This window comes from Cupriavidus sp. 10L43_2 (genome assembly GCF_056395265.1).
Window position 1 is genome coordinate 43,218 of the sequence record NZ_JBFTJE010000007.1, and the last position, 23,147, is coordinate 66,364.

17 protein-coding genes are annotated in these 23,147 nt (G+C 66.5%); 15 read left to right on the top strand and 2 right to left on the bottom strand.

Going from position 1 to position 23,147, the window contains the following annotated elements:
- Nucleotides 1-13 precede the first annotated feature (13 nt).
- A complete protein-coding gene (locus AC1DEL_RS12295; RefSeq protein WP_477125796.1) occupies nt 14-2,392 on the bottom strand; it encodes a xanthine dehydrogenase family protein molybdopterin-binding subunit in 2,379 nt (792 codons plus the stop codon).
- A gap of 9 nt (nt 2,393-2,401) precedes the next feature.
- Nucleotides 2,402-2,896: a (2Fe-2S)-binding protein gene (locus AC1DEL_RS12300; RefSeq protein ID WP_092291798.1), complete on the bottom strand. Its 495-nt coding sequence runs from the start codon at nt 2,894-2,896 to the stop codon at nt 2,402-2,404.
- A gap of 294 nt (nt 2,897-3,190) precedes the next feature.
- Here AC1DEL_RS12300 and AC1DEL_RS12305 point away from each other — a divergent pair, with 294 nt between their 5' ends.
- The 15 genes from AC1DEL_RS12305 to AC1DEL_RS12375 all read left to right on the top strand — a co-directional run bounded on the left by AC1DEL_RS12305 (nt 3,191) and on the right by AC1DEL_RS12375 (nt 23,133).
- Nucleotides 3,191-3,769 (top strand): YqaA family protein, encoded by a 579-nt coding sequence (locus tag AC1DEL_RS12305; protein WP_092291800.1) that lies wholly within the window; start codon nt 3,191-3,193, stop codon nt 3,767-3,769.
- Between the two features lie 117 nt (nt 3,770-3,886).
- Nucleotides 3,887-7,867, top strand: a complete 3,981-nt coding sequence (locus AC1DEL_RS12310) for a DUF3683 domain-containing protein (protein WP_092291802.1) — start codon at nt 3,887-3,889, stop codon at nt 7,865-7,867.
- A 27-nt stretch (nt 7,868-7,894) separates the two neighbouring features.
- Nucleotides 7,895-8,329: an HIT family protein gene (locus AC1DEL_RS12315; RefSeq protein WP_092291804.1), complete on the top strand. Its 435-nt coding sequence runs from the start codon at nt 7,895-7,897 to the stop codon at nt 8,327-8,329.
- Between the two features lie 142 nt (nt 8,330-8,471).
- Entirely contained in the window at nt 8,472-10,406 is a 1,935-nt protein-coding gene (locus tag AC1DEL_RS12320) for an ABC transporter ATP-binding protein/permease (RefSeq protein WP_477159089.1), read from the top strand.
- A 7-nt stretch (nt 10,407-10,413) separates the two neighbouring features.
- Nucleotides 10,414-10,830, top strand: a complete 417-nt coding sequence (locus AC1DEL_RS12325; RefSeq protein ID WP_092291808.1) for a gamma-butyrobetaine hydroxylase family protein — start codon at nt 10,414-10,416, stop codon at nt 10,828-10,830.
- A gap of 37 nt (nt 10,831-10,867) precedes the next feature.
- On the top strand, nt 10,868-11,599 hold the full coding sequence (gene ubiE / locus AC1DEL_RS12330; protein WP_477159090.1) for a bifunctional demethylmenaquinone methyltransferase/2-methoxy-6-polyprenyl-1,4-benzoquinol methylase UbiE: 732 nt from the start codon (nt 10,868-10,870) through the stop codon (nt 11,597-11,599).
- A 50-nt stretch (nt 11,600-11,649) separates the two neighbouring features.
- Nucleotides 11,650-12,669, top strand: coding sequence for a Tim44 domain-containing protein (locus AC1DEL_RS12335; RefSeq protein ID WP_477125797.1), 1,020 nt, complete (start codon nt 11,650-11,652; stop codon nt 12,667-12,669).
- A gap of 108 nt (nt 12,670-12,777) precedes the next feature.
- Nucleotides 12,778-13,443 (top strand): ubiquinone biosynthesis accessory factor UbiJ, encoded by a 666-nt coding sequence (locus AC1DEL_RS12340; RefSeq protein WP_092291815.1) that lies wholly within the window; start codon nt 12,778-12,780, stop codon nt 13,441-13,443.
- A gap of 82 nt (nt 13,444-13,525) precedes the next feature.
- Nucleotides 13,526-15,103 (top strand): ubiquinone biosynthesis regulatory protein kinase UbiB, encoded by a 1,578-nt coding sequence (gene ubiB / locus AC1DEL_RS12345; protein WP_092291817.1) that lies wholly within the window; start codon nt 13,526-13,528, stop codon nt 15,101-15,103.
- A gap of 16 nt (nt 15,104-15,119) precedes the next feature.
- Entirely contained in the window at nt 15,120-15,734 is a 615-nt protein-coding gene (locus AC1DEL_RS12350) for a methyltransferase domain-containing protein (RefSeq protein ID WP_092291819.1), read from the top strand.
- Between the two features lie 182 nt (nt 15,735-15,916).
- Nucleotides 15,917-17,353 (top strand): high affinity choline transporter 1, encoded by a 1,437-nt coding sequence (locus AC1DEL_RS12355; protein WP_477125798.1) that lies wholly within the window; start codon nt 15,917-15,919, stop codon nt 17,351-17,353.
- Between the two features lie 243 nt (nt 17,354-17,596).
- Nucleotides 17,597-17,947, top strand: a complete 351-nt coding sequence (locus AC1DEL_RS12360) for an FmdB family zinc ribbon protein (protein WP_477125799.1) — start codon at nt 17,597-17,599, stop codon at nt 17,945-17,947.
- Nucleotides 17,948-17,964: 17 nt separating this feature from the next.
- Complete coding sequence (locus tag AC1DEL_RS12365) at nt 17,965-18,681, top strand: DUF502 domain-containing protein (RefSeq protein ID WP_454756808.1); 717 nt, start codon at nt 17,965-17,967, stop codon at nt 18,679-18,681.
- A gap of 48 nt (nt 18,682-18,729) precedes the next feature.
- On the top strand, nt 18,730-20,538 hold the full coding sequence (aspS, locus tag AC1DEL_RS12370) for an aspartate--tRNA ligase (RefSeq protein ID WP_092291825.1): 1,809 nt from the start codon (nt 18,730-18,732) through the stop codon (nt 20,536-20,538).
- Between the two features lie 246 nt (nt 20,539-20,784).
- Nucleotides 20,785-23,133, top strand: coding sequence for a type VI secretion system Vgr family protein (locus AC1DEL_RS12375; RefSeq protein ID WP_477125800.1), 2,349 nt, complete (start codon nt 20,785-20,787; stop codon nt 23,131-23,133).
- Nucleotides 23,134-23,147: the final 14 nt, after the last annotated feature.

The following is a 23,147-nucleotide window of genomic DNA, read 5'->3' on the forward strand; positions in this document are numbered from 1 at the left end:
TCTTTCTCCCGATTCAGGCCGATGTGGATTGTGCGGACTGGATGGCCTGCCACACGCGGTGCGGCGTGGCTGGCATCTGTACGTCGCGCACGCCGAGCGGTGCCAGCGCATCGACCAGCGCGTTGATGAACGCCGGTGGCGAGCCGATGGCGCCGGCCTCCCCGCAGCCCTTCACGCCGAGCGGGTTGTGCGTGCATGGCGTGCCCTTGGCGGTCTCCACGGTGAAGTCGGGCAGGTCGGCCGCGCGCGGCATGGCGTAGTCCATGTAGGAGCCGGTCAGCAACTGGCCGCTGTCGGGGTCGTACACGCACTGCTCCAGCATGGCCTGGCCCAGGCCCTGGCCGATGCCGCCATGCACCTGGCCTTCCACGATCATCGGATTGATGATGTTGCCGAAGTCATCCACGGCGGTGAACTTGACCACCTGCGACTCGCCGGTGTCGGGGTCCACCTCCACCTCGCAGACGTAGGCGCCGGACGGGTAGGTGAAGTTGGTCGGATCGTAGAACGCGTTCTCGTTCAGGCCCGGTTCGAGCTTGTCGAGCGGGTAGTTGTGCGGCACGTAGGCGGTCAGCGCCACCTCGCCGAAGGTCTTGGTGCGATCGGTGCCGGCCACGCGGAACACGCCGTCCTGGAACTCGATGTCGGCGTCGGATGCCTCCAGCAGATGCGCGGCGATCTTCTTGGCTTTCGTCTCGATCTTGTCCAGCGCCTTCATGATGGCCGAGCCGCCCACGGCCAGCGAGCGCGAGCCGTAGGTGCCCATGCCGAACGGCACCCGGCCGGTATCGCCATGGACGATCTCCACCGCCTCCAGCCCGATGCCGAGCCGGTCCGCCACGATCTGCGCGAAGGTGGTCTCGTGGCCCTGCCCATGGCTGTGGGAGCCGGTGAACACGGTGACCGTGCCGGTGGGGTGGACGCGGATCTCGCCCACTTCGAACAGGCCCGCCCGCGCGCCGAGTGCCCCGGCGATGTTCGATGGCGCCAGTCCGCACGCCTCGATGTAGCAGGAGTAGCCCAGCCCGCGCAGCTTGCCGCGCTGCTTGGCGGCCTCGCGCCGGGCCGGGAAGCCGGCCACGTCGGCCAGTTCCTCGGCACGCGCCAGGCAGGGCTCGTAGTCGCCCGTGTCGTAGGTCAGGCCCACCGGCGTGGCGTAGGGGAAGTCGTGGATGAAGTTCTTGCGCCGCAGCGTGGCGGGGGCGATGTTCATCTCGCGCGCGGCGGTTTCCACCAGCCGCTCGACCACGTAGGTGGCCTCCGGGCGGCCGGCGCCCCGGTAGGCATCGACGGGCGAGGTGTTGGTGAACACCGCCTTGACCTCGGCGTAGATCGCCGGCGTGGCGTACTGGCCGGCCAGCAGCGTGGCGTAGAGGATGGTCGGCACGCTGCTGGCGAAGGTGGACAGGTAGGCGCCCATGTTCGCCACCGTGTGCACGCGCATGGCCAGGAACTTGCCGTCGGCATCGAGCGCCAGCTCGGCCTTGGTCACGTGGTCGCGGCCGTGCGCGTCAGTCAGGAAGGACTCGGACCGCTCGGCGGTCCACTTCACCGGCCGGCCGATCTTCTTCGACGCCCAGGTCAGCGCCACGTCCTCGGGATAGAGGAAGATCTTCGAGCCGAAGCCGCCGCCCACGTCCGGCGCGATGATGCGCAGGCGGGACTCCGGCAGCCCGAGCACGAAGGCGCCCATCAGCAGGCGCTCCACGTGCGGGTTCTGGTTCGAGACGTAGACCGTGTAGCTGTCGTCCTGGCGCGTGTAGCTGGCGTTGACCGCGCGCGGCTCGATCGCGTTCGGGATCAGCCGGTTGTTGACGATATCGAGCGTGGTCACGTGCGCGGCCTTGCCGAAGGCGGCGTCCGTGGCGGCCTTGTCGCCATGGCCCCAGGTGTAGCAGGTGTTGGCCGGCACGTCGTCGTGGACCATCGTGGCGGCTGCGGCGGCGTCCGCCGGGCTGACCACGGCGGGCAACTCCTCGTAGTCGACATCGACCATCTCGGCGGCGTCACGCGCCTGCTGGAGCGTTTCGGCGATGACCAGCGCCACCTGGTCGCCCACGTGGCGGGCCTTGCCGTGCGCCAGCGCGGGGTGGGGTGGCTCTTTCATCGGCGTGCCGTCGATGCTGTGGATCAGCCAGCCGCAGGGCAGGCCGCCCACCTTGTCGGCGGCCATCTCCTCGCCGGTCAGCACGGCAATCACGCCGGGCGAGGCCAGGGCCTCGGTCTTGTCGATGGAGCGGATGCGCGCGTGCGCGTGCGGCGAGCGGACGAAACAGGCGTAGCTCTGGCGCGGCAGGGTCACGTCGTCGGTGTACTGGCCGTTGCCGGTCAGGAAGCGGTAGTCCTCCTTGCGGCGGACCGGCGCGCCGATCAACTTCTCGGGTGCGTTCATGGTCGGCTCCTATTCCGCACTGGCGACGGCCTGGCCGCTGCGCATGCTGGATTGGCCCTGCTGCACGGCGCGGACGATGTTCTGGTAGCCGGTGCAGCGGCACATATTGCCTTCCAGCTGCTCGCGGATGGTCTGGGCATCGGCGTTGGGACGCTCGCGCAGCAGCGCGGTGGCGGCCATCACCATGCCGGGCGTGCAGAAGCCGCATTGCAGGCCGTGGCACTCGCGGAACGCTTCCTGCATCGGATGGAGTTGTCCGTCCGGCGCCAGGCCCTCGATGGTGGTGACCTTGGCGCCGTCCGCCTGGAGCGCCAGCACGTTGCACGACTTCACCGCCCGGCCGTCGAGGTGGACGGTGCAGGCGCCGCACTGGGCGGTGTCGCAGCCGACATGCGTGCCGGTGAGGCGCAGGGTTTCGCGCAGGAACTGGACCAGAAGGGTGTGGGGTTCTACCTGCGCGTCAATGGGCTTGCCATTGACCGTCAGGCGGATCGGAATCGCCATGCTTGTCTCCAATATGGGGTGGACGCGCATGGCCTGCCGCAAGAATCCCGAACGACTGCGCGGGACGGGCCACGACGCGGTACTGCCGCTTGGTTGTTACGGCTATTTCGTGATATTGGTGCTGCCGGGCCTGGGGCCCGGCCTTGCCGGAGATGCCTGGCGTGGCGAATTCCGCGACGCGGCCGTGAACGATCGGCCAGAACCGGCTCTAACAGTTAATCACAAAACCCCCGGTGCTGCCATGCGGGTTCCCCACCATGGGGCGGCCCGGCGCACATCGATCTGCCCCGGACCATGCAAGCGTTCATCGACTGGCTGTTTGGAACCGTCGCCCTGCCCAGCGTGGGCCTGCCGGCCATCTTTGTGGTCAGCCTGGTCTCGGCCACGCTGCTGCCGCTGGGCTCGGAGCCGGCCGTGTTCGGCTATATCAAGCTCAACCCGGACATGTTCTGGCCGGCCATCCTCGTGGCCACGGTTGGGAATACGGTCGGCGGGGCCATCGACTGGTGGCTCGGCTACGCCGCCAAGCTGGCGCTGGTGCGCTACCGCCAGCGGCGCCAGCATATCCAGCACGAGCGGGAGCACGCCGAGCATCGCGGCCATCCGGTGAAGAAACACAAGCCCAAGCTGGACGCCAAATACTTCCGCTGGATGCGCCGGCTGGGCCCGCCCACGTTGCTGCTGTCCTGGCTGCCCGCTATAGGTGATCCGTTGTGCACTTTAGCGGGGTGGTTGCGCCTGTCGTTCTGGCCCAGCCTCGGCTATATGGCGATCGGCAAGTTCTTCCGCTACCTTGTGATGACGGCCAGCCTGATGTGGATTCCAGACTCGTTCTGGCACGGCGTGGGGGAAGCGATTCGTCAATGGTTCTGACAGAACCGTCTCTTATGCCTTGTTGCGGTGCAGCGAAGCGGGCCGTTGCAGTACAATCGCGCTTCAATGAACGACAATCGCGCACTGTCCCCGTGCGCAGCAGGAAGCGGTCCCGCCATGAACGCCCCACTCGTGCTCGATGCCAAGCTCGCCGCACAGGACGCCCCCGCGCGCCTGCGCGAGATTCCCTATAACTACACGTCCTTCTCGGACCGCGAGATCGTTATCCGCCTGCTGGGCGAGGAAGCCTGGCGCATTCTGGATGAACTGCGTGGTGAGCGCCGCACTGGCCGCTCCGCGCGAATGCTGTACGAAGTGCTCGGCGACATCTGGGTCGTACGGCGCAACCCGTACCTCCAGGACGACCTGCTCGAGAACCCCAAGCGCCGCCAGATGCTGGTCAGCGCGCTGCATCACCGCCTGAGCGAGATCGAGAAGCGCCGCGCCGCCGACCGTGCCGAGCACGCCGAGCCGGCCGCCGAGGATCGCTCGCACCGGGTGGAGCAGCTGGTGGCCTTCGCCAAGCAGGCCATCGAGTCGTTCAAGCAGGAATTCGCCGACGCCTACGACCTGCGCAAGCGCGCGCAGCGCGTGCTGGGCAAGGTCACGCAGAAAGACAACATCAAGTTCGACGGGCTGTCGCGCGTCTCGCACGTGACCGACGCCACCGACTGGCGCGTGGAATACCCGTTCGTCGTGCTGACTCCGGACAGCGAGGAAGAGATCGCCGGCCTGGTGAAGGGCTGCTTCGAACTCGGCCTGACCATCATCCCGCGCGGAGGCGGCACCGGCTACACCGGCGGCGCCGTGCCGCTGACGCCGTTCTCGGCCGTCATCAACACCGAGAAGCTCGAGGAGCTGGGCCTGGTCGAGCAGACCGACCTGCCCGGCGTGGACCACAAGGTGGCGACGATCTTCTCCGGCGCCGGCGTGGTCACGCGCCGCGTGGCGGACGCGGCCGACAAGGCCGGCCTCGTCTTCGCGGTGGACCCGACCTCGATCGATGCCTCGTGCATCGGCGGCAATGTGGCGATGAACGCCGGCGGCAAGAAGGCCGTGCTGTGGGGCACCGCGCTCGACAACCTGGCCTGGTGGCGCATGGTCGATCCCGAGGGCAACTGGCTCGAGATCACGCGCCTGGACCACAACCTCGGCAAGATTCACGACGTGCCCGTGGCCACCTTCGAACTGAAGTGGTCGGACGGCAACCGCGCGCCGGGCGACAAGGTGCTGCGCACCGAGACGCTGGCCATCGAGGGCCGCAAGTTCCGCAAGGAAGGGCTGGGCAAGGACGTCACGGACAAGTTCCTGGCCGGCCTGCCCGGCGTGCAGAAGGAAGGCTGCGACGGCATCATCACCAGCGCGCGCTGGATCCTGCACCGCATGCCCAAGCACGTGCGCACGGTCTGCCTGGAGTTCTTCGGCCAGCCGCGCGACGCGATTCCGAGCATCGTCGAGATCAAGGATTACCTGGACGGCGAGTCCAAGCGCGAAGGCGGCGCCATCCTGGCCGGCCTGGAGCACCTGGACGAGCGCTACCTGCGCGCCGTGGGCTACGCCACCAAGAGCCGCCGCAACGCCTTCCCGAAGATGGTGCTGATCGGTGACATCGTCGGCGACGACGAGGACGCCGTGGCGCGCGCCACCTCGGAAGTGATCCGCATGGCCAACGGCAAGAGCGGCGAAGGCTTCGTCGCGGTGAGCCCGGAGGCCCGCAAGAAGTTCTGGCTCGACCGCTCGCGCACGGCCGCCATCGCCCGCCACACCAACGCCTTCAAGATCAACGAGGACGTGGTGATTCCGCTGCCGCGGATGGGCGAGTACACCGACGGCATCGAGCGCATCAACATCGAACTGTCGATCAAGAACAAGCTCAAGCTGGCCGACGAGCTGGAAGCGTTCTTCGCGCGCGGCAACCTGCCACTGGGCCGCAGCGACGACGCGAACGAGATTCCGAGCGCCGAACTGCTGGAAGACCGGGTTGCACACGCGCTGACGCTGCTGCGCGAGGTGCGCGCGCGCTGGCGCTACCTGCAGGACCACCTGGACGTGCCGCTGGCCACCGCGCGTGCCGCGCTGATCGGCCACGGCCTGGGCCTGCTCGGCCCGGCGTTCGAGGAGCGCCTGCACCAGCAGCCGGACGCGAACGTGTTCCACCTGCTGCAGGACCGCACCATCCGCGTGAGCTGGAAGAGCGAGGTCCGCGCCGAGCTGCGCAAGATCTTCAACGGCGGCGAGTTCAAGCCGATCCTGGACGAGGCGCAGAAGATCCACAAGCAGGTGCTGCGCGGCCGCGTGTTCGTGGCGCTGCACATGCACGCCGGCGACGGCAACGTCCACACCAACCTCCCGGTGAACTCGGACGACTACGCCATGCTGCAGGACGCCCACCGCGCGGTGGCCCGCATCATGGCGCTGGCGCGCTCGCTGGACGGCGTGATCTCGGGCGAGCACGGCATCGGCATCACCAAGCTGGAGTTCCTGACCGAGGACGAGATCGGCGAGTTCCGCGCCTACAAGCAGCGCGTGGACCCGCAGGGCCGCTTCAACAAGGGCAAGCTGCTGCCGGGCGCCGACCTGCGCAACGCGTACACGCCGTCGTTCGGCCTGATGGGGCACGAGTCCATCATCATGCAGCAGAGCGACATCGGCGCGATTGCCGAAAGCGTGAAGGACTGCCTGCGCTGCGGCAAGTGCAAGCCGGTGTGCGCCACCCACGTGCCGCGCGCCAACCTGCTGTACAGCCCGCGCAACAAGATCCTGGCGACCTCGCTGCTGATCGAAGCCTTCCTGTACGAGGAACAGACGCGCCGGGGCGTGTCCATCAAGCACTGGGACGAGTTCTCGGACGTGGCCGACCACTGCACGGTCTGCCACAAGTGCGTGACGCCGTGCCCGGTGAAGATCGACTTCGGCGATGTGTCGATGAACATGCGCAACCTGCTGCGCAAGATGGGCCAGAAGAAGTTCAACCCGGGTACCGCGGCGTCGATGTTCTTCCTGAACGCGACCAACCCGCAGACCATCAACCTGACCCGCTCGGCAATGATCGGGCTCGGCTACAAGGCCCAGCGGCTCGGCAACGAGGTGCTGAAGAAGTTCGCCCGCAAGCAGACCCAGCACCCGCCGGCCACGGTCGGCAAGCCGCCGGTGCAGCAGCAGGTGATCCACTTCATCAACAAGAAGATGCCGGGCAACCTGCCCAAGAAGACGGCCCGCGCGCTGCTGGACATCGAGGACAACGAGATCGTGCCGATCATCCGCGACCCGAAGCTGACCACGGCCGAGAGCGAGGCGGTGTTCTACTTCCCGGGCTGCGGCTCGGAGCGGCTGTTCTCGCAGGTGGGGCTGGCCACGCAGGCCATGCTGTGGCACGTGGGCGTGCAGACCGTGCTGCCGCCGGGCTACCTGTGCTGCGGCTATCCGCAGCGCGGCAACGGCCAGTACGACAAGGCCGAGAAGATGGTCAGCGACAACCGCGTGCTGTTCCACCGCGTGGCCAACACGCTGAACTACCTCGACATCAAGACCGTGGTGGTCAGCTGCGGCACGTGTTACGACCAGCTCGCCGGGTATGAATTCGACAAGATCTTCCCGGGGTGCCGCATCATCGACATCCACGAGTACTTGCTTGAGAAGGGCGTGAAGCTGGAAGGCGTGACCGGTACGCGCTACATGTACCACGACCCCTGCCACACCCCGATCAAGACGATGGACCCGACCAAGCTGGTCAATGACCTGATGGGCGGGAACGGCGGCAGCGGTGCGGGCAAGATCGAGAAGAACGAGCGTTGCTGTGGCGAATCCGGCACTTTGGCCGTGACGCGCCCGGACATCTCCACGCAGGTCCGCTTCCGCAAGGAAGAGGAAATGCGCAAGGGCGCCGACAAGCTGCGCACGGACGGCTTCACCGGCGACGTGAAGATCCTGACCAGCTGCCCGTCGTGCCTGCAGGGGCTGTCGCGCTACAACGAGGACGCCTCGGTGACGGCCGACTACATCGTGATCGAGATGGCCAAGCACCTGCTGGGCGAGAACTGGCTGCCCGAGTACGTGGCCCGCGCCAACGCCGGCGGCATCGAGCGCGTGCTGGTGTAAGGCAGCCAGCGGACTCCGGCGGATACCATGACGCGACTCCCCAACTGCCCCCTGTGCGAAGCCGATGGCGGCGAACTGGTCTGGATGGGGGATCGCGCGCGCGTGATCCTCGTCGAGCATGACCGGCATCCCGGCTTCTGCCGCATCGTCTGGAACGACCACGCCGCCGAGCTGACCGATCTGGACGATGCCGACCAGGCCTGGCTGATGCGGCTGGTGGCCCGGGTGGAGCGCACCGTGCGCGAGGTGATGACGCCGGACAAGGTCAACCTGGCCGCGTTCGGCAACATGGTGCCGCACCTGCACTGGCATATCATTCCGCGCTACCGCTGGGACACGCATTTCCCGGAGGCGATCTGGGCGGCGCCCCAGCGCGCGGCGGAGCCGGCGCGCATCGGCGAGCTGGCCCTGCGGCTGCCGACGCTGCGCACCGCGCTGGCCGTGATGCCCTCCGCTGACTGATTGTCTGACTGCGATAACAACCGAGCATGGCTGACTGACCGGAGGGCGGCACGGAACCCGCCACGGGGCGGCGACGTCTGACCTCCGTCGAACAACAACACGCCCGCTGGCCGGAACGGCGGCGGGCCACACCTGCGCCACCATGTCCTCCACTCCGTCGTCCGTCACCGTGCCCGGCCCGGCCGTCCCGGCCGAGGCTCTCAAGATCCAGAGCCGGCTGCGCCTGGCGGCCACCTGGGACCTGATCAAGCCTTACTGGAAATCCGAAGACCGCAAGGCSGGGCTGGGGCTGCTGCTCCTGGTCGTCGCGCTCAATCTCGGCATCGTCTATATCAACGTGCTGCTGACCGAGTGGAACCGGGTGTTCTACAACGCCCTGGAACAGCGCGACTTCGTCTCGTTCAAGGAACTGCTGCTGCGATTCTCGTGGATCGCGGCCTGTTTCATCGTGCTGGCGATCTCGCGCCAGTACTACCAGATGATGTTGCAGATGCGCTGGCGGACGTGGATGACCGGCGTCTTCATGCAGCGCTGGCTCGGCCATCAGGCGTACTACCGCATCGAACAGACCCATTCGACCGACAACCCCGACCAGCGTCTGGCCGACGACCTGCGCCAGTTCACCGACGGGGCGCTGACGCTCTCCATGGGGCTGCTGAACTCGGTGGTCACGCTGGTGTCGTTCATCGGCATTCTCTGGGTGGTGTCGGGGCCGATCAGCTTCGTGCTGGGCGGCACCGAACTGACGATTCCCGGCTACATGGTCTGGTTCGCCGCCGGCTACGCGGTGATCGGCTCGCTGATTGCCCACTTCGTGGGCCGGCCGCTGATCGGCCTGTCCTTCCAGCAGGAGCAGTACGAAGCCAACTTCCGTTTCATGCTGGTGCGCCTGCGCGAGAATAGCGAGCCGGTGGCGCTGTACCGCGGCGAACCGACCGAGCAGGCCGGCCTGCGGGCCCGCTTCGAACGGATCCGGGCGAACTGGAACCAGCTGATGCGCTACACGCGGCGGCTGACCTTCGTGAACTCGGGCTACGGCCAGTTCGCGATCATCTTCCCGCTGCTGGTGGCCGCGCCGCGCTATTTCTCCGGCAAGCTCACGCTGGGCGGGCTGATGCAGATCAATTCCGCCTTCGGGCAGGTGCAGGGCGCGCTGTCCTGGTTCGTGGACAGCTACGCCACGCTGGTCGGCTGGAAGGCCGCCGCCAACCGTCTGATCGACTTCCAGGACGCCATCCGCGTGGCCGAGCGCCAGGACCTGACGCACGAGGGCCCGGGCGACATCGAGGTGGTGGTGGCGGAGGGCCAGGACGGCATCGACCTGACCGGCCTCGCGCTGGCGCTGCCGGTACGCGGCGGCAAGAGCCCGGACGAGGAGGGCGTGGATCCGCAACATCCGGCCCACCCGCGCCAGCGGCCGCTGGTGGCGCCGTTCTCGCTGTCSATCGGGCMSGGCGAGCGSTGGCTGGTCAGCGGGCCSTCCGGCTGCGGCAAGAGCGTGYTGTTCCGCGCGCTGGCCGGSATCTGGCCCTACGGCCACGGCCGCATCGCGGTGCCGGGCAAGCGCATGCTGTTCCTGCCGCAGCGCAGCTACCTGCCGATCGGCACGCTGGCCGATGCGCTGGCCTACCCGGACGCCGGCACGGCGCACTCGTGCGAGACGCTGCAACAGGTGCTGCGCCAGGCCCGGCTGGCCATGCTGGCGAACCAGCTCGATGTGTTCGACAACTGGTCGCTGCGCCTGTCGCCGGGCGAGCAGCAACGGCTGGCCTTCGCCCGCGCGCTGCTCCAGAAGCCCGATTTCCTGTTCCTGGACGAGGCCACGGCGGCGCTCGACGAGGAAACCGAGGCTGCCATGTACCAGCTGATGGTCGATAGCCTGCCGGACGCCACCATCGTCAGCATCGCCCACCGCAGCACCGTGGCCGCCTTCCATGACCGGCGGCTGCGCTACCTCCCCGTGGCGCCGACCGGCGCGCGCGACGAAAGCGGTGCCGGACCCCAGGATGGGCAAGGCATGGGGGGTGGAGTAAGCTATCGGGTCGTACAAGACACATCGGACGCGCTCCCCGCGTGACCCTACTATGGCTGGCCTAGAGAAAGACACCCCCCATCCCACCGCGCTGACCGTGCATACGCAGTCGCGCGTGCTGGAAATCGGCTTCGACAATGGCCGCGCGTGGCGCCTGCCGTTCGAGCTGCTGCGCGTCTATTCGCCGTCCGCCGAGGTCCAGGGCCATGGCCCGGGCCAGGAAACGCTCCAGACCGGCAAGCGCGAGGTGGGCATCGCGGCGGTGGAGCCCGTGGGCAACTACGCGATCCTGATCCGTTTCGACGACGGCCACGACACCGGCATCTACTCGTGGGAGCTGCTGTATCGCCTGGGCGACCAGCAGGAAGCGCTGTGGAACGACTACCTGAAGCGGCTCGAAGCCGCCGGCGTCGACCGCGATGCGCCGATGGTGGCCGGCGGCGGCCATGCCTGCGGCCACCACCACTGATCCCCGTCTATATATATCCGCACCTGGAGTACCAGACATGAGCGAGACCCACTTCGGGTTCGAGAAAGTCGACGAAACGGATAAGGCCGGCAAGGTAGCTGGCGTGTTCCATTCGGTCGCGAGCAAGTACGACGTGATGAACGACCTGATGTCCGGCGGCATGCACCGGCTTTGGAAGATGTTCACCATCGCCCAGGCCAATGTGCGCCCGGGCCAGAAGGTGCTCGACATCGCCGGCGGCACGGGCGACCTGGCCAAGGCTTTCGCGAAGCGGGCCGGCCCGACCGGCGAGGTCTGGCTGACAGACATCAACGAATCCATGCTGCGCGTGGGCCGCGACCGCCTGCTCGACAAGGGCGTGGTGACCCCGGTGGCGCTGTGCGACGCCGAGCGGATTCCCTTTCCGGACAACTACTTCGACCTCGTCACGGTGGCGTTCGGGCTGCGTAACATGACCCACAAGGACCGCGCGCTGGCCGAGATGCGCCGCGTGGTGAAGCCGGGCGGCAAGGTCATGGTCCTGGAATTCTCCAAAGTCTGGAAGYCGCTGGAAAAGGCCTACGATGTTTACTCGTTCAAGGTATTGCCGTGGCTGGGCGAGCGGGTGGCTGGGGATGCCCCGAGCTATCGCTATCTCGCAGAATCGATCAGAATGCATCCAGACCAGGGTTCACTTGTACGCTTGATGGAACATGCGGGGCTCGAGAAGGTCGAATACTTCAATCTGACGGGCGGAGTGGTGGCGCTCCACGTCGGGCGTAAGTACTAATTCGCCATGTTCGGCCTTGGATGGCCGAAACTGACAGGGGATCGCAGAAAATGTCTTCTTTTCGTGGAAAATTCCTCGCCGCGTCGCTGATCGCGACGCTGGCGCTGGGGGTCGCACTGGACGCCAATGCCAAGCGGCTGGGCGGCTCGCGCAGTGTTGGCAAGCAGTCGTCCTCCGTGACGCAGCAACGTCAGCAGGCGCCGGCCCAGCAATCGCCGACGCAGCAACCGGCCCAACAGCCCAACCAGGCGGCACCGGCCACGGCTGGCGCGGCCGGCGGTGCGGCGGCTGCTGCACCCAAGCGTAACTGGGGCGGCATGCTCGGCGGCCTGGCGGCTGGTCTGGGTCTTGGCTACCTGCTCTCGCACTTCGGTCTGGGCGGTGCGGCTGCCAGCTTCCTGTCGAATCTGATCCTGATCGGCGGTATCGCGCTGCTGGCCTTCTGGCTGATCCGCAAGTTCCGCGGAGGCGCAGCGCGCCGCCAGCAACCGGCCTACGCCGGCATGGGCAATCAGGGCAACCAGGGTGGTTTCGGTGGCAATGACCTGTCGCGCACCGCCGAGCCGACCTTCCGTCAGGCCGAGCAACCGGCCCAACCCGCGCAACCTGCCGCCTACGGCGGCGCGGCGGCCAACCCGGTGATGGGTGGCGCTGCCGCCGGCGACGTGGCTGCTGCAGTGCAGCAACCGTGGGGCGTGCCGGCCGACTTCGACACCGAAGCCTTCCTGCGCAATGCCAAGGTTCACTATGTGCGCCTGCAGGCCGCGTGGGACGCCGGCAATCTCGACGACATCCGCGAGTTCACCACGCCGGAAATGTTCGCCGAGATCAAGATGGATCTGGCCGAGCGCGGCGCCGAGGTCAACAAGACCGACGTCGTGACGCTGGATGCCCAACTGCTGGGCATCGAGGACACCCCGACGCAGCACGTTGCCAGCGTGCGTTTCGCCGGCATGATCCGCGAGCGCGCGGGCGAGCCGGCCCAGCCGTTCGCCGAGGTCTGGAACCTGGCCAAGGCCACCGCCGGCAACGGTGGCTGGCTGCTGGCCGGCATTCAGCAGGAGTCCTGAGCGTAATCTCCCCGCCGCTTCCACGGATGCGGCGGGCGAGTAGCTTAGAATGGAGGCCCACGCGTGCGTGGGCCTTTTTTGTTGCCCGACTACCGCAAACCGCTCGCCATGAACGCCTTGCCTTCCCCGCTGGCCGCGCCGATCGTTGCCGCCCTCAATCACCTGATCGAACAGGAGCCGTGGGCCTGCGCGCTGCTGTCGCCCTTTGCCGGCCGCGTGATCCGCTTCGATGCCGCCGCCTTTGCGCTAGCGCTGAAGGTGACCGAACACGGCTGCATCGAGCAGGCCACGGTGGCCGAGGCGCCGGCCGTGACCTTGCTGGTGCCGTTGCAGCAATGGCCGCTGGTGGTGGCCGACGTGGCCGAGGGCGGGCAGGCCGCCGCGATGCGCCATGTGCGGATCGAAGGCGACGCGGAACTGGCCAACGCCGTGTCCACGCTGGCCCGCAGCCTGCGCTGGGACGCCGCCGAAGACTTGTCGCGCGCGCTGCGCGGCGTGATGGGCGGCCCGGTCAGTGACAGCGTGGCGCAGCGCGTGGTCGATGGCGCACGCCAGGTCCACGACAACGCCACCCGCGTGGGCCGCGCCCTGCTCGACAATGTGACGGAATACCTACTCGACGAACAACCGACCCTCGTACGCCACGCGGCGCTGGACGGCTTTGCCGATGACGTGGCGCGGCTGCGCGACGACCTCGAACGGCTGGAAAAGCGGCTGGAACGGCTGGAACGCCAGCCGGCCGCGCCGGGCAAGCTGCCGTCCGCCCACCGTTGATGGCCCGGCCGTCGTCCTCCCTCCCTTTTGCCTGCGCCGCCGCCTGCGCGCGCGGCGTGCCTCCGCACCGTAAAGAACCCGCATGACCCGCCTTCTGCGTCTCTGCAAGATCGTCTTTGTCATCCTGTATTACGGGCTCGATGAACTCGTGCTGTCCGGCTTCAAGAGCCGGCGCATCAAGCTGCTGGTGAAGGTCATCACCATCGGCCGCAAGCTCGAGCAGCCGCGCGGCGTGCGCCTGCGGATGGCGCTGACCACGCTCGGGCCGATCTTCGTCAAGTTCGGCCAGGTGTTGTCCACCCGCCGCGACCTGATGCCGCCCGACATCGCCGACGAACTGGCGATGCTCCAGGACCAGGTGCCGCCGTTCGACCCGGTGTTGGCCGTCAAGATCATCGAGAAGTCGCTCGGCCGGCCGCTTTCGGACTTGTTCGAGAATTTCGAGCACACGCCGGTGGCCAGCGCGTCCATCGCGCAGGTGCACTTCGCCACGCTGCGCGGCGGCCCGAACCATGGGCGTGAGGTGGCGGTGAAGGTGCTGCGGCCCGGCATGCTGCCCGTGATCGACAGCGACCTGGCCCTGATGCGCGACATGGCGACCTGGCTCGAGCGCGTCTGGGTGGATGGCCGCCGGCTCAAGCCGCGCGAGGTGGTGGCCGAGTTCGACAAGTACCTGCACGACGAACTCGACCTGATGATCGAGGCCGCCAACGCCAGCCAGTTGCGCCGCAACTTCATCGAGAGCGGGCTGCTGCTGGTGCCGGAAGTGTTCTGGGACTGGTGCACCAGCAACGTGTTCGTGATGGAGCGGATGCACGGCATCCCGATCTCGCGCATGGAGTCGCTGAAGGCGGCTGGCGTGGACATGCACCAGCTGGCCGAGGAGGGCGTGGAGATCTTCTTCACGCAGGTGTTCCGCGACGGCTTCTTCCACGCCGACATGCACCCCGGCAACATCCTCGTCTCGGTGCAGCCGGAGACGTTCGGGCGCTATATCGCGCTGGACTTCGGCATCGTCGGCGCGCTGTCCGAGTTCGACAAGAACTACCTCGCGCAGAACTTCATCGCCTTTTTCCGACGCGACTACCACCGTGTGGCGCTGCTGCACGTGGAATCGGGCTGGGTGCCGGCCGAGACGCGCGTGGAGGAGCTGGAGTCCGCCGTGCGCGCCTGCTGCGAGCCGTACTTCGACAAACCGCTGCGCGAGATCTCGCTCGGCATGGTGCTGATGCGGCTGTTCCAGACCTCGCGGCGGTTCAACGTCGAGATCCAGCCGCAGCTGGTGCTGCTGCAGAAGACGCTGCTCAATATCGAGGGGCTGGGCCGGCAGCTCGACCCGGAACTCGACCTCTGGAAGACCGCCAAGCCGTTCCTCGAAAAGTGGATGTACGAGCAGGTGGGCTGGCAGGGCGCCTGGGAGCGGGTAAAGGTGGAGGCGCCGCAGTGGGCCAAGATGCTGCCTGACTTCCCGCGCCTGGCGCACCAGTTCCTGGAACGCCGCGCGCTGCAGAACAATGGCGAGCAGGAGCGGTTGCTGGCGCAGCTCGTGGTGGAGCAGCGGCGCACCAACCGTCGGCTGTCCACGGCGCTGATGCTGATCGGCGGCTTCCTGGCCGGCATCGTGCTGGTGCAGGCGCTGGCCTGGGCGGGCTACTGGTAAGCCTCGGACGCACGCCATGCCGAATCCCCCGAAACGCGAATTCGAGAGCCGCAACGCCGCCGACGCGGCGTTCTGGGACGAGCGCTTTGCGCGGCAATTCACGCCTTGGGACGCTCAGGGCGTGCCGGCCGAGTTCGAGGCGTTCGCTGCCGGATTGACGCCGTGCCCGACCCTGGTGCCGGGCTGTGGCAACGGCTGGGAGGCCGGCTGGCTCCACGCGCGCGGCTGGCCGGTGACCGCGATCGACTTCTCCGCCGAGGCGGTGGCGTCGGCGCGGCGGGCGCTCGGCGCCGCCGCCGTGGTGGTGCGGGAGGCCGATTTCTTCGCCTTCACGCCGGAGCCGCCCTGCCAACTGATCTACGAGCGCGCCTTCCTGTGCGCGCTGCCGCCGGCGCTGCGCCAGCCCTATGCCGACCGCGTGGCGGCACTGCTGCCACCGGGCGGATTGTTGGCCGGGTACTTCTATATAGGTGAGACGCGCGGCGGGCCCCCGTTCACCATGCCCCGCACCGAGCTGGACGGGCTGCTGGCGCCGGCCTTCGATCTGGTGGAGGACCGTCCGTCCGCCGCGCCGCTGCCGGTCTTCGCGGCCGGCCAGGAGCGCTGGCAGGTCTGGCGCCGGCGCGCCTGAAGCGAACCTGATCCGATCCAGATTCGACCCTGAGCCGTTTCCAAGTCGTCCATGCGCCGCTTCCCGCACCGGCGTGGGGAATTCGCCGCGCCCGGGGATTTTTTTTCGACCCGTCGGGTCTGCATCGCTATAATCCGCCGGCATTTCTCCGCAACTTCGGAAATCTGGGATAGGGCAGCGGCATGCTGATCTGGTTCGTCATCGTCTATTGGGTTATCTCGGTCGGCATTGGGCTGTGGGCGGCGCTGCGCGTCAAGGGCACCGCCGACTTCGCCGTGGCCGGCCGCAGCCTGCCGTTCTACATCGTCACCGCCACGGTGTTCGCCACCTGGTTCGGCTCCGAAACCGTGCTCGGCATCCCGGCCGTGTTCCTCAAGGAGGGGCTCTCCGGCGTGGTGTCCGACCCGTTCGGCTCCTCGCTCTGCCTGATCCTGGTGGGCCTGTTCTTCGCCCGGCCGCTGTACCGGATGAACCTGCTGACCATCGGCGACTACTATCACAACCGCTACGGGCGCGTGGCCGAAGTGCTGACCACGCTATGTATCGTGGCGTCCTACCTCGGCTGGGTGGCGGCGCAGATCAAGGCGCTGGGGCTGGTGTTCTATACGGTGTCCGACGGCGCGCTGTCGCAGGACGCCGGCATGATGATCGGCGCGGCCAGCGTGCTGGTCTACACGCTGTTCGGCGGCATGTGGTCGGTGGCGGTGACCGATTTCATCCAGATGATCATCATCGTGATCGGCATGCTCTATATCGGCTACGAGGTCAGCGGGCAGGCCGGCGGCGTGGCGGCGGTGGTGTCGCACGCGGCGGCGGCCGGGAAGTTCGAGTTCTGGCCGTCGCTGGACCTGATCCAGATCATTGGCTTCGCGGCGGCGCTGTTCACGATGATGCTGGGCTCGATTCCGCAGCAGGACGTGTTCCAGCGCGTGACCTCGTCGCGTACCGAGAAGATTGCCGGGCGCGCCTCGGTGCTGGGCGGCGTGCTGTACTTCTTCTTCGCGTTCATCCCGATGTTCCTGGCCTATTCGGCCACGATGATCGATCCCGGCATGGTCGAGAGGTACATCAACTCGGATTCGCAGCTGATCCTGCCGCAGTTGATCCTGACCCATGCGCCGATGTTCGCGCAGGTGATGTTCTTCGGTGCGCTGCTGTCGGCCATCAAGAGCTGCGCGTCGGCCACGCTGCTGGCGCCGTCCGTGACGTTCGCGGAGAACATCATGCGGCCGTACTTCCGCCATCTGACCGACAAGCAGTTCCTGCGCGTGATGCAGGCCGTGGTGCTGGTCTTCACGACGCTGGTGACGCTGTTCGCGCTGAATTCGCACCTGTCGATCTTCCACATGGTGGAAAACGCGTACAAGGTGACGCTGGTGTCGTCCTTCGTGCCGCTGGCGTTCGGGCTGTTCTGGAAGCCGGCCACGCGACAGGGCGGGCTGGCCGCCATCCTGATGGGGCTGGCATCCTGGCTGACCTGCGAGGTGGCCTTCGCCGACGCCGCCGTGCCGCCGCAGATGGTGGGGCTGATGTTCTCGATCAGCGGCATGGTGTTCGGCTCGCTGCTGCCGCAATGGATCAGCGAGCGACCGGGCGTCAAGGAAGTGCATATTGCGTAACTTCCAAGCCTGAAACTGGGTCCGGCACCCCGGCGGCGCCGGTAAAACGGGCGCCAGGCGCCTCATGGGCGACCTGAGGCGCCCGGAATGGCCTCTTTTCCCGGCGGTGGACGGGCCGCCGACAGTTTATAATCCGAGGCTTTGCATCGCCGTGTGGGTGTTTTTCCGCGAATTGCCATTGCAAATGGCCTCCGGCGCTGCCACCTGTTGTTCCCAATCCAGATTTCCGCGAAAAGAACCATCATGCCGATCTATGCCTACCGTTGCGACGCCTGCGGCCACGGGCGCGATGTGCTGCAGAAAATGAGCGATGCCCCGCTCACGGACTGCCCATCCTGCGGCGCTGCCGGGTCCTTCAAGAAACAACTGACCGCCGCCGGCTTCCAGCTCAAGGGCTCGGGCTGGTACGTCACGGACTTCCGTGGCGGCAACAGCGGCAACAAGGGCGCCAGCGCGCCAGCGGCTACGGGCGGTGCGGCGGCATCGGCCCCGGCGGCCTCGGGCGGTGACGCGTCTGGTTCGTCGGCTTCGTCGTCGTCCACGTCCACGTCTTCGACGCCTTCCGCCCCGGCGGGCGGCAGCGCCAGCGCCTGACCCTCATGGCCAAAACCGTGGTTGCCAAGAAAACCTCCGCCCTCAAGACCTGGTTCCTGACCGGGCTGCTCGTGCTGGTGCCGCTCGGCATCACGCTGTGGGTGCTCAATTTGATCATCGGCACGATGGACCAGAGCATGGCCTTGCTGCCGGTGGCGTGGCAGCCCGAGAACCTGTTCGGGCGCCGCATTCCAGGTCTTGGCGCCATCCTGACGCTGCTGTTCATCCTGCTGGTGGGCGTGCTCGCGCACAACTTCATCGGCCAACGGCTGGTGCGCTGGTGGGAAATGCTGCTCGGCCGCATTCCCGTGGTGGGCCCCATCTACACCAGCGTGAAGCAGGTCTCGGACACGCTGCTGTCGTCGTCCGGCAACGCGTTCCGCAAGGCGCTGCTGGTGCAGTATCCGCGCGAGGGGTCGTGGACCATCGCGTTTCTGACCGGCCGGCCCGGCGGAGACGTGCAGAATCACCTCCAGGGCGAATACGTCAGCGTCTACGTGCCGACCACGCCGAATCCGACCTCGGGCTTCTTCCTGATGATGCCCAAGGCCGACACCATCGAACTCGACATGACCGTCGACGCCGCGCTCAAGTACATCGTCTCGATGGGCGTCGTGGCACCGACGGAGCTGCCCCGCAAGTCCGGCACGCCGGGCCGTCCGGCGGATGCGGCCGAGGCCGCGGACACCGCTGAAGAGGCGGTTGCGGTCGCCGACTCGAACCCTACTCATTGAATTGCGCGCGGGCCGCCTCGCGGCCGCGCATTACCGGGAATTTCTCCTATGTCCTCCATGCGTACTCACTACTGCGGTCTGGTGACCGAACAACTGATYGGCCAGGAAGTGGCCCTGACCGGCTGGGTACAGCGCCGGCGTGACCACGGCGGCGTGATCTTCGTCGATCTGCGAGACCGCGAGGGCCTGGTGCAGGTGGTTTGCGATCCGGATCGCCCGGAGATGTTCAAGGCCGCCGAAGAGATCCGCAACGAGTTCTGCATCCGCATCACTGGCAAGGTGCGTCCGCGCCCGGCCGGCACGGAGAACGCCAACCTGACCTCGGGCAAGATCGAGGTGCTGTGCCATGAGCTGAGCGTGCTGAACCCGTCGGTCACGCCCCCGTTCCAGCTGGACGACGACAACCTGTCGGAAACCACCCGCCTGACGCACCGCGTGCTGGACCTGCGCCGCCCGCAGATGCAGTACAACCTGCGCCTGCGCTACAAGGTGGCCATGGAAGTGCGCAAGTACCTGGACGCCCAGGGCTTCATCGACATCGAAACGCCGATGCTGGGCAAGAGCACGCCGGAAGGCGCGCGCGACTACCTGGTGCCGTCGCGCACGAACCCGGGCCATTTCTTCGCGCTGCCGCAATCGCCACAGATCTTCAAGCAGATGCTGATGGTCTCGGGCTTCGACCGCTACTACCAGATCACCAAGTGCTTCCGCGACGAAGACCTGCGCGCTGACCGCCAGCCCGAATTCACGCAGATCGACTGCGAGACGTCGTTCCTGACCGAGCAGGAGATCCGCGACCTGTTCGAGGACATGATGCGCACCGTGTTCAAGAACGCCATCAACGTGGACCTGGACGCCGCGTTCCCGGTGATGGAGTACCGCGAGGCCATGGCCCGCTTCGGCTCGGACAAGCCGGACCTGCGCGTGAAGCTCGAATTCACCGAGCTGACCGACGTGATGAAGGACGTCGACTTCAAGGTGTTCTCGGGCCCGGCCAACAGCGACAACGGTCGCGTGGTGGGTCTGCGCGTGCCGGGCGGCGGTTCGATCTCGCGTGGCGAAATCGACGCCTACACCCAGTTCGTCGGCATCTACGGCGCCAAGGGCCTGGCCTGGATCAAGGTCAACGAAGTGGCCAAGGGCCGCGACGGCCTGCAATCGCCGATCGTCAAGAACCTGCATGACGCCGCGATTGCCGAGATCCTGAAGCGCACCGGCGCCCAGGACGGCGACATCATCTTCTTCGGCGCCGACAAGGCCAAGGTCGTGAACGACGCCATCGGCGGCCTGCGCCTGAAGATCGGCCATTCCGAATTCGGCAAGTCCAGCGGCCTGTTCGAGGACGTGTGGAAGCCGCTGTGGGTGATCGACTTCCCGATGTTCGAGTACGACGAGGAAGACGCGCGCTGGGTGGCCATGCACCACCCGTTCACGAGCCCGAAGGACGAGCACCTGCAGTACCTGGAAACCGATCCGGGCAAGTGCATCGCCAAGGCGTACGACATGGTGCTGAACGGCTGGGAAATGGGCGGCGGTTCGGTCCGTATCTACCGCGAGGACGTGCAGAGCAAGGTGTTCCGCGCGCTGAAGATCGGCGAGGAAGAGGCACGGGCCAAGTTCGGCTACCTGCTGGATGCGCTGCAATACGGCGCGCCGCCGCACGGCGGACTGGCATTCGGCCTCGACCGTATCGTGACGATGATGGCCGGCGCCGATTCGATCCGCGACGTGATCGCCTTCCCGAAGACCCAGCGTGCACAGGATCTGCTGACGCAGGCCCCGTCGGCGGTGGACGAGAAGCAACTGCGGGAGCTGCATATTCGCCTGCGGGCGCAGGAGGCCAAGACTACGGTTTGAGTATTGTCTGACCGTTAGTAAGACCGATGAAGGGGCGCCCGGCTGGGCGCCCTTTTTCTTTTGGGCCCGAGCCAGTCACGTGTGGTGTGCGCACAAAGGTTGGCCGAGTGGCACGGTTCTATTGACTTCGCTCAATGTTGCAGTGGATTGCAATGCCATTGAGGTTCGCAGCCCAGGTAAAACGGCGTAATGTGCGCCGCGCAGCGCAACCACGCTGTGCATGGCTTGAGAACGGAGCAAGGAACCGTGGCGGATTTGAGCAAAGGAAGGACGTCTGATGGCAGCGCCCTGCGCAAGGGGGAAACGGGCCGGCAGGCCTATCGTCTGGAAGTGCCTGGCGCGCTGAGCGCCGCTGCGCTTTCCGTGGTGTCCTTCAAGACGGTGGAGCGGCTAGGTGAGCCGTATGTGGTGACGGTCGCACTGACCCACCCGCTGGAGCAGGGCCGCGCCGATTACGTTGGGAAGCCGGCCACGTTCGTGATCGATCCCGGGGACGGGACGGAACCCCGCACGTTTGCGGGCTGCATCACACGATTCACCAAGACGGCCGAGACGCGGGACTTCCACGGGTATGAGATAGACCTGGAGCCGCTCGTAGCCCGCTTGCGCCTCACGCGCGCGACCCGCATCTATCAGCACAAGACCGCGCCGGAAATTATCGAGGCCATCCTGCGACGCCATGGCCTGCTCGGCCATCAGTTCGCTTTCAAGCTCCTGCGCAAGTATCCGCAGCACAAGTTCCGTTTCCAGTACCAGATGTCCGATTGGGCATACATTCGGCTGTTGATGGAGCAGGAAGGGATCTATAGCTATTTCATCCCGGGAGAGTTCGGCGAATTTCTGGTGTTCGGCGACGACATTGACCATTACATCTACAAGCCTCAACTGCATGTGCCTTATCGCGAGACGGCGGGGCTGGAATCCGGTGTGGAGGCCGTTCATGGCCTTCGCACACACGCGAAAGCCGTTGCCGAATCGTTTCTGGTGGCCGACTACAACCCCGATCTGGCGTGGGAGCCTATCCAGGGCGAAGCGAACGTCGCGCGCAGTGACAAGACCACCTACGGCCGGCCCTACGTCTTCGGCACGCATCATCTGGACATGGCGGGCGCGAAATGGGAGGCGCAGCTGCGTCATGAAGCGGAGGTTGCCGGCCAGGTGGTCTATGAAGGCGAAAGCAGCGTGCTGGCGCTGCGTCCGGCGCGAATCCTCAGGATGGATAAGGACCTGCCCGACGCACCACACGGGCAGGTCATCATCGAGGTCATTCATAGCGGCGCACGTGATGCGGCCTATCGCAATTCCTTCAAATCGATCCCCTCGGACCGCCGCTTCCGGCTGCCGCTCGATGAAGCCAACTGGCCGAAGATACCGGGCACGCTGAGCGCCCGTATCACGTCGCCAAGCAAGTATCCGTATGCTTACCTGACGCCACAGGGCTATTACACAGTTCGCTTCGAGTTCGACTTCGAGACATGGCCAGGCGGTGGAGAATGCGTGCCGCTGCGCCTGGCGAAGCCGTTCGCCGGCGCGTTCCAGACAGGCTTCCATTTCCCGTTGATCGATGGCACAGAGGCCGCCATCGCGTTCCGGGACGGAAATCCGAACAAGCCGTACATCGCCCATGTCCACCACAACAGCTGCCAGCCCGACCTGATTACCAACCAGGACCGATGGCTGTCACGCAACGTCATCCGCACGCAGCGCGACAACAAGATCGAACTCGAGGATTGGGAGGGGCAGGAACATATCAAGCTGTCCACCGAACACTCCGGCAAGACCCAGCTGACGCTTGGCCATATGGTCGACGGCAAGTGGAAGCGGCGTGGCGAGGGATTCGAGTTGCGTACCGACGCGCAAGGCGCGGTGCGCGCAGGCGGCGGCTTGTTCGTGTCGGCGGACATGCAGAAGAAGGCGCTGGGCAAGCAGAACGACATGACGCCTGCGATGGACCAGTTCCAATTGACGCAGGCGCACGCCCAGGAGTTGGCGCAGGTTGCGCGGGCCGCCCAGGCGGAAGTGGCGGACATGAAAGCCGAGAACCAGTGGCTGAAGGATGAACTGGCGGATCTCAAGCGGGCGGTTATCGCGCTGTCCGCGCCTAACGGTATCGGCCTGGCCACGCCTGACCGCGTGATGGTGGCGGCGGGCAAGGATGTGAGCGTCACGACGTCCAGCCGATTCAACGTCAATGCAGTGCGGAATGTCGCCATCGTGGCCGGAGAAGTGCTGTCGCTGCTCGCGTACCGAATGGGCGTCAAGTTGTTTGCCGTGCGTGGAGACGTGCAGATACAGGCGCAAAGCGGGGCCATCCAGATGGCTTCCGAGAAGGACGCCACCATTACCAGTTCGAACGGGCGCGTCGTCATCGAGGCGAAAGACGAACTGCTGTTCAAGTGCGGAGGGTCCTATCTGCGCCTGACCTGCACGGGCATTGAGGACGCGACACGGGGCGACCGCATCTCAAAGGCCGCCGCACACGTTCGCCAGGGACCGGCCAGCATCCCCGCCGATCTGCCTGTGCTGCCGAAGCCGGCGGCAACGGCATGCGCCCTGGATGCCGCCCGCACCGGCATGCCGTTTGCACGCTTCTAGCCCTCGGGCGCCAC

Bases quoted from the DNA above. Each gene is read 5' to 3' on its own strand.
- AC1DEL_RS12295 (WP_477125796.1), bottom strand. From the start codon at position 2,392: ATGAACGCACCCGAGAAGTTGATCGGCGCGCCGGTCCGCCGCAAGGAG.
- AC1DEL_RS12300 (WP_092291798.1), bottom strand. From the start codon at position 2,896: ATGGCGATTCCGATCCGCCTGACGGTCAATGGCAAGCCCATTGACGCG.
- AC1DEL_RS12305 (WP_092291800.1), top strand. From the start codon at position 3,191: ATGCAAGCGTTCATCGACTGGCTGTTTGGAACCGTCGCCCTGCCCAGC.
- AC1DEL_RS12310 (WP_092291802.1), top strand. From the start codon at position 3,887: ATGAACGCCCCACTCGTGCTCGATGCCAAGCTCGCCGCACAGGACGCC.
- AC1DEL_RS12315 (WP_092291804.1), top strand. From the start codon at position 7,895: ATGACGCGACTCCCCAACTGCCCCCTGTGCGAAGCCGATGGCGGCGAA.
- AC1DEL_RS12325 (WP_092291808.1), top strand. From the start codon at position 10,414: ATGGCTGGCCTAGAGAAAGACACCCCCCATCCCACCGCGCTGACCGTG.
- AC1DEL_RS12335 (WP_477125797.1), top strand. From the start codon at position 11,650: ATGTCTTCTTTTCGTGGAAAATTCCTCGCCGCGTCGCTGATCGCGACG.
- AC1DEL_RS12340 (WP_092291815.1), top strand. From the start codon at position 12,778: ATGAACGCCTTGCCTTCCCCGCTGGCCGCGCCGATCGTTGCCGCCCTC.
- ubiB (WP_092291817.1), top strand. From the start codon at position 13,526: ATGACCCGCCTTCTGCGTCTCTGCAAGATCGTCTTTGTCATCCTGTAT.
- AC1DEL_RS12350 (WP_092291819.1), top strand. From the start codon at position 15,120: ATGCCGAATCCCCCGAAACGCGAATTCGAGAGCCGCAACGCCGCCGAC.
- AC1DEL_RS12355 (WP_477125798.1), top strand. From the start codon at position 15,917: ATGCTGATCTGGTTCGTCATCGTCTATTGGGTTATCTCGGTCGGCATT.
- AC1DEL_RS12360 (WP_477125799.1), top strand. From the start codon at position 17,597: ATGCCGATCTATGCCTACCGTTGCGACGCCTGCGGCCACGGGCGCGAT.